General features: G+C 68.2%; 8 protein-coding genes and 1 tRNA gene. 6 read left to right on the top strand and 3 right to left on the bottom strand.

The genetic code is table 11. The features are described from left to right. The coding region (locus tag JHC79_RS21870) for a pirin family protein (protein WP_296394850.1) at positions 1 to 606 on the bottom strand (606 nt) is incomplete at its 3' end. A 149-nt stretch (positions 607 to 755) separates the two neighbouring features. Here JHC79_RS21870 and JHC79_RS21865 point away from each other — a divergent pair. From JHC79_RS21865 to JHC79_RS21855, 3 genes are read left to right on the top strand one after another with little or no spacing between them, the layout of a single operon-like run. Next, positions 756 to 1802 carry a beta-ketoacyl-ACP synthase III gene (locus JHC79_RS21865; protein ID WP_296394848.1) on the top strand — a complete coding sequence of 349 codons (1047 nt, stop codon included), beginning with the start codon at positions 756 to 758 and terminating at the stop codon, positions 1800 to 1802. 51 nt (positions 1803 to 1853) lie between these two features. Next, positions 1854 to 2471: a MarC family protein gene (locus JHC79_RS21860; RefSeq protein ID WP_296394846.1), complete on the top strand. Its 618-nt coding sequence runs from the start codon at positions 1854 to 1856 to the stop codon at positions 2469 to 2471. A gap of 60 nt (positions 2472 to 2531) precedes the next feature. Further along, positions 2532 to 3188 carry a hypothetical protein gene (locus tag JHC79_RS21855; protein WP_296394844.1) on the top strand — a complete coding sequence of 219 codons (657 nt, stop codon included), beginning with the start codon at positions 2532 to 2534 and terminating at the stop codon, positions 3186 to 3188. A gap of 82 nt (positions 3189 to 3270) precedes the next feature. Here the strand turns inward: JHC79_RS21855 and JHC79_RS21850 are convergent, their stop codons facing one another. Further along, positions 3271 to 3810, bottom strand: coding sequence for a hypothetical protein (locus JHC79_RS21850; protein WP_296394843.1), 540 nt, complete (start codon positions 3808 to 3810; stop codon positions 3271 to 3273). 178 nt (positions 3811 to 3988) lie between these two features. Then, a tRNA-Leu gene (locus JHC79_RS21845) sits at positions 3989 to 4074 on the bottom strand. 352 nt (positions 4075 to 4426) lie between these two features. On the opposite strand from JHC79_RS21845, the gene JHC79_RS21840 reads away from it, so the two are divergent. The 3 genes from JHC79_RS21840 to JHC79_RS21830 all read left to right on the top strand — a co-directional run. Beyond that, a complete protein-coding gene (locus tag JHC79_RS21840) occupies positions 4427 to 5893 on the top strand; it encodes a DUF3662 and FHA domain-containing protein (RefSeq protein WP_296394839.1) in 1467 nt (488 codons plus the stop codon). 232 nt (positions 5894 to 6125) lie between these two features. Beyond that, a complete protein-coding gene (locus JHC79_RS21835) occupies positions 6126 to 6593 on the top strand; it encodes an FHA domain-containing protein (protein WP_188487486.1) in 468 nt (155 codons plus the stop codon). Continuing rightward, positions 6590 to 7926: PP2C family serine/threonine-protein phosphatase (locus tag JHC79_RS21830; RefSeq protein WP_296394835.1), on the top strand; the 1337-nt coding region annotated here is incomplete at its 3' end. The genes JHC79_RS21835 and JHC79_RS21830, both read left to right, overlap by 4 nt.

The following is a 7926-nucleotide window of genomic DNA, read 5'->3' as shown; positions in this document are numbered from 1 at the left end:
CTCCACCTCGCCGCGGGCGACGAACAGGTGCCCGAACTGTGCGGGCGGCAGGTCGATCCGCCGACCGGACCCCGGCCGCGCGACATGCAGTGCGACATAACGATTGGCGATCGAGACGGCCGAGGTGTCGGCGTGCCGACGCAGCCCGGACACCACCGGCACCAACGACCCCTCGGCGAGGTCGGTGGTGAAGTCCCGCTCGGCGTACCCCGGGTCGAGACCGTCGGTGTCCGGAGGCAGCCACATCTGCACGACGTGCGCGGCGACACCCTCGGCACGGGTGGATGCATTGCGCTCGGAGTGGGTGATGCCACGGCCCGCGGTCATCCGTTGGACCAGGCCCGGGACGATCACCCCGCTGTGCCCGCTGGAGTCACGGTGCTCGATGCTGCCCGCGAGCAACCACGTGACGATCTCGGAGTCCCGGTGCTGGTGGGTGTCGAATCCCGACCCCACATCCACGGTGTCCTCGTTGTGCACCATCAGCACGCCGAACGCGTTGGCCTGGAGATCGAAGTTGCCGGTGACCGGGAACGACTGCGCCGAATGCAGCCACTCGTTGCTCCAGTGGTGGCGCTGCGCACCACGAATCACCGTGACCGGCATCGACCGGACCTCCGCTCCTGCAATTGCGGCACCGTGTGTGTCACGGCACGCGACGGAGTTTAGGCTCGCAGGAGACGTCGTGCGCGTGTGCGGCGTCACTTGTCACCGGTGTGGTTGGGGACCGGACGTTCGTGCATGAGGAGAAGCAGATGACCGCCGGAATCGCCACCGCATCGACCACCGACCACGTCGGCATCCTGGGACTGGGTGTCTATCGTCCTCGCCGGTCGGTACCGAACTCCGAGATCATCGAGGCGATCGACTCGAGCGACGAGTGGATCCAGACCCGCTCGGGCATCAAGACCCGCGGCTTCGCAGGCGACGACGAGACCATCGTCAGCATGAGCCTGGCCGCCGCCCGCAAGGCCCTCGAGGCCTCCGGCGTCGACCCCGCCCAGATCGGCGCCATCGTCCTCGCGACGTCGTCGATGCTGGTGCTCGGACCGTCCGCGGGCGCCGTCCTGGCCACCGAGCTCGGCATCGATAACTGCGCGGCGTTCGACGTCGGCGCCGGTTGTGCCGGGTTCTGCTACTCGCTGGCCACCGCCGCGGGGTTGGTCCGCTCAGGTGCGGCCAAGTACGCACTGGTCGTCGGCGTCGAGCGACTCACCGACCTGCTCGATCCCACCGACCGCAGCTGCGCGTTCATCTTCGCCGACGGCGCGGGCGCCGTGGTGATCGGACCGTCCGACGTCGAGGGTGTCGGACCGGTCTCGTGGGGCAGTGACGGCTCGCAGACCACGGCGATCAAGCAGGACAAGGACTTCGGGCAGTACTTCGACGAGGTCGCCGAGGCCGAGGCCACCGGCGGCACGTCGGTCCGTCCCTACATCCGCATGAACGGTCCCGCCGTGTTCCGCTGGGCCATCACGTTCTTGGAGAAGGCCTGCCGCGACGCCATCGACAACGCCGGCGTAACCCCGGAGGACATCGACGCGTTCATCCCGCATCAGGCCAACAGCCGCATCACCGAGGCGCTCGTGCGCGTGCTCAAGTTCCCCGACGAGACCGTCGTCGCCAACGACATCTCACAGTCCGGCAACACCAGCGCCGCGTCGATCCCGATGGCGATGGAGGAACTGCTCCGTAGCGGTGAGGCCAAACCGGGCGACACTGCGCTGCTGATGGGATTCGGTGCGGGTCTGGCCTACGCCGGCCAGGTCGTGACCCTGCCCCCGATCGCCGCCACCGCCTGATCTGCCGTGCCGCGATTCGCCTGACGGGCGGTCGCGGCCCACACTGCTCAGGTGGGTTTCGACGTCACCGAGTACACAACGGTCCTCATCACGCTGATCGTGATCATGGATCCGCCCGGCCAGATCCCGATCTTCCTGTCGCTGGTCGGTCATCAGACGCCCGCCGAGCGTCACCGCGCCGCCTGGCAGGCCCCCGCGATCAGTTTCCTGGTGATCAGCACGTTCGCCCTCGGCGGCAAGTTCATCCTCAGCTACCTGCACATCGGTGTCCCGGCGCTGCAGGGTGCGGGCGGCCTCCTGCTGCTGCTCGTCGCGTTGCAGCTGCTGACCGGTCAGGGCAACGCGTCCTCGCCCAAGGCCGCCGACGGCGTCAACGTGGCCCTGGTGCCGCTGGGCACTCCTCTGCTCGCCGGCCCGGGTGCCATCGCCGCGGTGATCGTCGCCGTGTCACAGGCCGACGGCCACGGCGCGGCCTACGTCGCCATCGCCGCGGCCATCGTCACCGTCCACCTCGTCCTCGCCCTGGTCCTGCGGTTCTCCACCGTGCTGATCCGCATCCTCGGGGTGGGCGGCGTGACGCTGGTGGCCAAGATCGCCGGTCTGTTGCTCGCCGCGATCGCCGTACAACTCATCGCCAACTCGATCATGGGATTCATCGACGCCCGCTGAGCGACCGCAGCGGTGGCTGGTGGTCTCGGTCGGCGGACCCCTGCGGCACAATCAGCGGCGATGAACTCCATACTCGCGATCGTCCCGCTGGCCGCGGTCGACTCGATCAACGTGTTGGCCCTGCTCGCGGTGTCCTACGTGTGGGTGTCGGCGCCGTCGCGCGGTGCGTACGTCAGGACCGCCGGCGCTTTCGTGGTCGGCGGCGTGTGTGGGCTGGCGATCACGCTGGCGTTCTCGTTCACCGTGATCCTCGGCCTCGTTCACCGTGCGATCGATGCGTTCCCCCCCACCGCGATCGCAGTCATCGTGTTGCTGATCGCCGTGGTCGTCCTCGGGATGGCGATTCAGGGATTTCGCCGTCCGCCCACGTCGCTCCCCGTGCAGCGGACGGTGCGTCCACTCGGCGCCTTCGCGCTGGGTCTTCTCACCTGGGCGATCCAGTCGCTGACGTCCGCACCGTTCTACGGTGCGATCGCCGTCATGGCCGATGACGGCACGGTCGTTCGCGTGGTCGTGTCCATCGTGTTCGTACTGATCGCACTGGTCCCGGTCACGAGCCTGCTGCTCGCACTCACACTGTTCCCGCAGGAGACCGGGCAACGCCTGCTCGACCGTCTGGAGACCGCGCTGCCGATCGCGTCACGGGTGGTGTCGGTCATCCTCATGATCGGAGCGGTGGTCGCAGGCGTCCTCGCCATCGACGCGATCGCGGGCTGACGACGAACCGGGCAGTCCCTTGGCGGGACTGCCCGGCTCGGTGGATTTCAACTGCGCTGCACAGCCTCTGTGCGACCGGGCATCACGACCCGAAGCAGAAGATCCCGGTGCACGGCGGCGTGTAGGTGATCGTCACGGTGAACGAACCCTCGTTGTTGGCGAAGCCGTCGATCTGGTCGTTGAACGCGAACGACAGCGGGCCGGAGCCGGACAGGGTGGTCGGTCCGGTGCCGACAACGACCGGGGCGGCGGTACCGACCTTGCCCACCAGCGCCATCTGCGGGCTGCCCGAGAGCACGCAGGTGCTCTGCGGTTGGTCGGTACAGGTGATCTCGGGGTACCCGTTCGGCCCCGCGACCTCGGTCGTGTAGTTGGGATCGAACGTCGCCGACCCGGTCGCCGTCACCGACACGGTCGATCCTGCGGCCACGGTGACGCCGCTCTGCGCGAAGACGTTGTCCGCGCCTGCGGTCTTGGCGTCGATCGTGATGGTCTTGGTGACCGTCGCCGCGTTCGCGACCGCAGGTGTCGCGAGGCCGATACCGCCGGCCACGACAGCGGCCGCAGCGACGGTCGCGCCGATACGGGCGCGGGTCGTCGTACGGGTCGTGGGTGAGTTCATGGTTACCCCTGAATCGTCGATGCTCGTTGATCTCGTCGCGGCGCCAGGGTCTGCGGCGCCGAGGGGAAGTACAGCAACGGACTGCAAATATTTTGTAAAGCCGAATGGGGTATCCGAGATCGACAACGAAAAAACCCGGACCGCGTCGTCGCGATCCGGGCTGTCCGGTGAAACCTGATGGTGGGCGAAGGGGGACTTGAACCCCCACGTCCCGAAGGACACTGGCACCTGAAGCCAGCGCGTCTGCCATTCCGCCACTCGCCCGTGACTTGCCCGTCGAACGTGACCGGGCGGTGAAAAATCCGCTGCAGAAACGGACTGCAAGACGATAGCACGCAGTCCCCATCGCACTTAAATCGTCACGCCCGCACCATTGCACCCACGTGTTGTCGAATCCCCCACTGCAGTCCCGCCGTGCCCGGCGACCGGCGAGCGATCCATCAGCCCAGGTCGGGGCGATGCGTCCATGTGGTCGGGGGCCGGTTACCCATCTGCGACACCTGTGACTAGCGTGGCGGGTGATGCCGTGATGGCACGATTGGCCAGTTGAATCGCTATCATCAAACGGCGTAAGAAGCACGGCGACACGCTGATGGCGCGAAGGGAGGTCTCCGACATGGGAATTCTGCAACGAATCGAGCGCAAGCTCGAGGGCGCGGTCGACGACGGATTTGCCCGCGTGTTCGGGGGCAAGGTCGCGCCCCAGGAGGTCGAAGGCGCTCTGCAGCGTGAGGCCGAGGACTCCATCGAAGATCTCGGCGACGGCGGCAAGCTCGTGCCGAACAGTTACACCGTCGTCGTCAGCTCGACCGACCACGAACAGATGGCGGCCGAGTACGAGCTGAACCGCAAGACCTTCTCCAAGCATTTGGAGCATTTCATCCGCGACAACGGGTGGCAGACCTACGGTGATGTGATCGTCGAGTTCGAGCACTCGCCGTCGCTGCACACCGGCCAGTTCCGCGCACGCGGTGCGGTCGACCCCGATGTCCGCCCGCAAGCGGTCGGTTCTCGGGTGTCCGCGCCACCACCGGCCGCAGCACGGCCGCGCCCCCACCCGACCGCACACGGTTCACACCCGAACTCAGAAGCAGGAGCCTTGCCGATGACCCAGAACTCAGGACCGGACCAGCGTCGCGGTTACGAACCCGCAGGCGGATACGACCAGGGCGACCGGGGCTACGACCAGGGTGACCGCGGCTACGGCCAGGGCGCCTACCCACCCGAGTCCGATCGCGGTTACGGCGCGCCCGCCGAGGGCGGTTACGTCAACGGCGCCGGCTATGAGCAGGGTGGCTACGAACAGGGCGGGTACCGCGGCCCCGATGCAGGTGGCTATGCGCCCGCACCCGACGCCGACCCCAACTACGCCGACCGCGGTTACCCCGACGCCGGTTACCAGCAGGGCGGTGGCTACGACCGCAACGCCGGATACGAGCAGCAGCCCGGTTACGACCAGGGCGCCTACCGAACCGGCGGCAGCTACCAGCAGGGCGGCTACGGCCAGGCCGGCGGATACGACCAGGGTGGCTACGACCAGAACTACGACCGCGGCTACCAGCAGTCCGACGCGGCACCGAACTACGCCGACCCGGGCTACCGGGACGAGGCGTACCGCGAGCCCGGATACGACCAGGGCGGCTACGCACCCCGCGGCGGCTACCAGCAGGGCGGGTACGCCGACCCGCAGCACGACCAGGCCGGTTACGCCGGCGGCGGATACGACCAGGGCGCCTACCAGGGCGGCGGATACGACCAGGGCTACGGTGCCGCGACCGCTGCACCGGCCTACGCGCCGACCGCCATCACGCTGGTCCTCGAGGACGGCAGCAACCGTACCTTCGCGCTGCGTGACGGCTCCAATGTCATCGGCCGCGGTCAGGACGCCCAGTTCCGACTCCCCGACACCGGCGTCTCGCGTCGCCACGTCGAGATCCGGTGGGACGGACACGTCGCGCTTCTGCACGACCTGAACTCCACCAACGGAACCACGGTCAACGACGTCGCCGTGAGCAGCTGGGAACTCGCCGACGGCGACCGCATCCGCCTCGGTCACTCCGACATCACCGTCCGCTTCGGGTGACAGCGGGCCGGCGGGGGACGGCAATCCCTCGCTGACCTGATCAGGAGCTCGCGCGCGAGCGGTCGTGACCAACCGTTGCAGACCTGTCATGTACAGATTCCGATTCACTCGCGTGTGACCCATAGGATGTGGACCCATGGGTCGTCGTACGGCGCCCCCGGATGATCAATGCGCACGGTGCCCGTCCCCGACGGTGGCCGTACGAGGAAACTTCGCCTGGAGGTGAGCAGCTGTGCAGGGCATAGTTCTGCAGTTGACCCGTGTGGGTTTCCTCCTGCTCCTCTGGCTCTTCGTCTGGGCCGTCCTGCGCATCCTCCGCAACGACGTCTACGCCGCGACCGGTCAACGACCCGTCCCCCGCTACGACCGCATCGGGCGCCGTTCCGGCGGTTCGGCCCGCCCGAAGGGTGCCGCCCGGTACCTCGTGGTCACCCACGGCGCGCTCGCCAACACCCGCATCACGCTGGGTACCCAACCCGTGCTGATCGGACGCGCCGACGACTCGACACTCGTGCTCACCGACGATTACGCGTCGGAGAAGCACGCCCGGATCTCCCGGCGCGGTGACGACTGGTACGTCGAGGACCTGGGCTCCACCAACGGCACCTACCTCGATCGGGGCAAGGTGACCACCGCGGTGAAGGTGCCCATCGCGACCCCGGTCCGCATCGGCAAGACCGTGATCGAGTTGCGCCCGTGACCCTGGTGTTGCGCTACATCGCGCGAAGCGACCGCGGGCTGGTCCGGTCGAACAACGAGGACTCGGTGTACGCCGGGGCCCGACTGCTCGCGCTCGCCGACGGAATGGGTGGACACGCGGCCGGCGAGGTCGCCAGCCAGTTGGTCATCGAGGCACTGCAACCCCTCGACGACGACGAGCCCGGCGGCGACCTGCTCGGCAAGCTCGACGACGCCATCCGCAGCGGCAACGCCGCCATCGCCGACCAGGTCGAGCAGTCCCCCGAACTCGAGGGCATGGGCACGACGCTCACGGCGATCCTGTTCGCGGGCAACCGTCTCGGGCTGTGCCACATCGGCGACTCCCGTGGCTACCTGCTGCGTGACGGCCAGCTCACCCAGATCACCCGCGACGACACCTTCGTGCAGACACTGGTCGAAGAAGGTCGGATCACCGCGGAACAGGCACACACCCACCCGCAGCGATCGTTGATCATGCGGGCGCTCACCGGCGCCGAGGTCGAACCGACGCTGACCGTGCGCGAGGCGCGCGACGGTGACCGCTACCTCCTGTGCTCCGACGGACTGTCCGACGTGGTCACCGAGGAGACCATCGCCGACACCCTGTCGTCGGTCGCCGATCACGGCGAGTGCGCCGACCGTCTCATCGAGCTCGCCCTGCGCGGCGGTGGCCCGGACAACGTGACCGTCGTGGTCGCCGACGTCATCGACTACGACTACGGCGATCACCGGCCGATCCGCGCGGGTGCCGCCGGCGACGATGACGACGAGTACACCCCCGACCCGACCACCGCCGCCGGTCGTGCCGCGGCCCTGCGTCCGCCGCGGGAGTCGCCGCGTCGTCCGACGGTGGAGCCCGAGCCCGTCGAGGCAGCCCGTAACCCGCGCCGCAAGTGGTACGTCGCCGCAGCCGCGGTGACCCTGATCGTGTTGATCGTCGCCGGCGGTCTGGTGGCGCGCGGGTTGATCCGCTCGAACTACTACGTCGACGAGAACAACGGCACGGTGGTCCTTTACCGCGGCATGCAGGGCTCGATCCTCGGCATCTCGCTCAACTCCGTCAGCCTCACCACGTGCGTGAGCGACCTCAAGGCCGAGACGCCGACCATCACCTTCGCCGACGCGAACTCCGCGCCCGACTCCTGCACCCCGCTGCCGGTCAGCGACCTGTCGCAGCCCAGCCAGAACACCGTGCGGGCGAGCAAGCCGAGCGTCCCGCTCGACCAGGCCAAGCAGAACGTCAACCTGCTCTCGCTGCTGCCGCTGTGCGGTACCCGCACGGGTGATCCCGGTGTGAGCACCCCGACCACGACCACCACGGCGCCCCCGACCAC

This window comes from Williamsia sp. (genome assembly GCF_016462415.1).
GTDB lineage: Bacteria > Actinomycetota > Actinomycetes > Mycobacteriales > Mycobacteriaceae > Williamsia_A.
The sequence above is the reverse complement of the archived record's forward strand: the minus strand, read 5'-3'. Positions and strand labels throughout refer to the sequence as shown.